The following is a 2100-nucleotide window of genomic DNA, read 5'->3' as shown; positions in this document are numbered from 1 at the left end:
AGTGTATTTCGACACGTGTACCTGCAGCCTATCAACGTCGTAGTCTACAACGACCCTTATGTGGAAGATTCATCTTCGGGCTAGTTTCGCACTTAGATGCTTTCAGCGCTTATCTATTCCCCACATAGCTACCCGGCCATGCTACTGGCGTAACAACCGGCTCACCAGCGGTGGGTCCACCTCGGTCCTCTCGTACTAAAGGCAGCCCCCGTCAATCTTCCTACGCCCACCACAGATAGGGACCGAACTGTCTCACGACGTTCTGAACCCAGCTCGCGTGCCACTTTAATCGGCGAACAGCCGAACCCTTGGGACCTTCTCCAGCCCCAGGATGTGACGAGCCGACATCGAGGTGCCAAACCTCCCCGTCGATGTGAGCTCTTGGGGGAGATCAGCCTGTTATCCCCGGCGTACCTTTTATCCTTTGAGCGATGGCCCTTCCATACAGAACCACCGGATCACTATACCCTGGTTTCCCACCTGCTCGACCCGTCGGTCTCGCAGTCAAGCCTGCTTGTACTATTGCACTCCACACACGGTTACCAAGCGTGTTGAGCAGACCTTTGGAAGCCTCCGTTACACTTTTGGAGGCGACCACCCCAGTCAAACTACCCACCATGCACGGTCCTTCTTTTAAAGAAGTTAGATCCCAGGCCAGCGAAGGGTGGTATTTCAACGTTGGCTCCTGAACGCCTGGCGACGCCCACTCACAGCCTCCCACCTATCCTACACATCCCTGACCCGAAAACAATGCAAAGCTATAGTAAAGGTGCACGGGGTCTTTCCGTCCCGTGGCGGGTAAGCGGCATCTTCACCGCTACTACAATTTCACCGAGCTCACGGCCGAGACAGTGCCCAGATCGTTACACCATTCGTGCAGGTCGGAACTTACCCGACAAGGAATTTCGCTACCTTAGGACCGTTATAGTTACGGCCGCCGTTTACTGGGGCTTCGATTCAATGCTTCTCTTGCGATGACATCCCCTCTTAACCTTCCAGCACCGGGCAGGTGTCAGGCCCTATACGTCAACTTTCGTTTTGGCAGAGCCCTGTGTTTTTGCTAAACAGTCGCCTGGGCCATTTCTCTGCGGCCTCTCTTTGCAGAGGAGGCTCCCCTTCTCCCGAAGTTACAGGGTTAATTTGCCGAGTTCCTTAGCCGTGATTCACTCGAGCACCTTAGAATATTCTTCTCGACTACCTGTGTCGGTTTACGGTACGGGCTGCATACAGCTGGCGTTTCAAAAGCTTTTCTTGGAAGCGGCTTCGATGGTTCGCATCGCCCGTAGGCTCCGCTCAACGCACTATTCCGTCAGTACGTACCATCCACGTCGCTCCGTCACTTTTTCACACTGCATGCAGGGGCAGGAATATTAACCTGCTGTCCATCGGGGGTCGCCTGTCGGCTATCCCTTAGGCCCCGCCTAACCCTCCGTTGATTAGCATAGCGGAGGAATCCTTAGTCTTTCGGTGTGCGGATTTCTCATCCGCATTATCGTTACTTATGCCTACATTTGCTTTTCTCACCAGTCCAGCGCAGCTCACGCCACACCTTCACCCCTGTGAGAATGCTCCCCTACCGATCAGTATTACTACTATCGCATAGCTTCGGTAATATGCTTGATGCCCGTTTATTATCGATGCCCGCCCCGCTCGACCAGTGAGCTGTTACGCACTCTTTAAATGTATAGCTGCTTCCAAGCTAACATCCTGGCTGTCTCTGCAGTCGGACCCCCTTAGTTCAACTTAGCATATATTTTGGGACCTTAGCTGATGCTCTGGGTTGTTCCCCTCTCGGACTGGGACCTTAGCACCCCAGCCCTCACTGCCGTGTATATCATGCCCCATTCGGAGTTTGTCAGAATTTGGTAGGATTTGACTCCCCCTAGTCCTATCAGTAGCTCTACCTGAACATGACTCAACCACAACGCTGTTCCTAAAAACATTTCGGGGAGTACGAGCTATTTCTCAGTTTGATTGGCCTTTCACCCCTACCCTCAACTCATCCGAAAACTTTTCAACGTTTACCGGTTCGGTCCTCCACGATGTGTTACCAGCGCTTCAACCTGGTCAAGGGTAGATCACAAAGTTTCGCGTCTACGG

The 2100-nt window shown here is 53.0% G+C and carries 1 rRNA gene; it reads right to left on the bottom strand.

Features of this window, described 5'->3' with window-relative positions:
• Positions 1-2100, bottom strand: a 23S ribosomal RNA gene (locus AC2YIT_RS32135); the annotation flags it as partial.

The sequence above is a fragment of the Dyadobacter sp. SRI_021 genome, from assembly GCF_057586235.1.
Note: the sequence above shows the minus strand (reverse complement) of the source record. Positions and strands in the feature narration are given on the sequence as shown.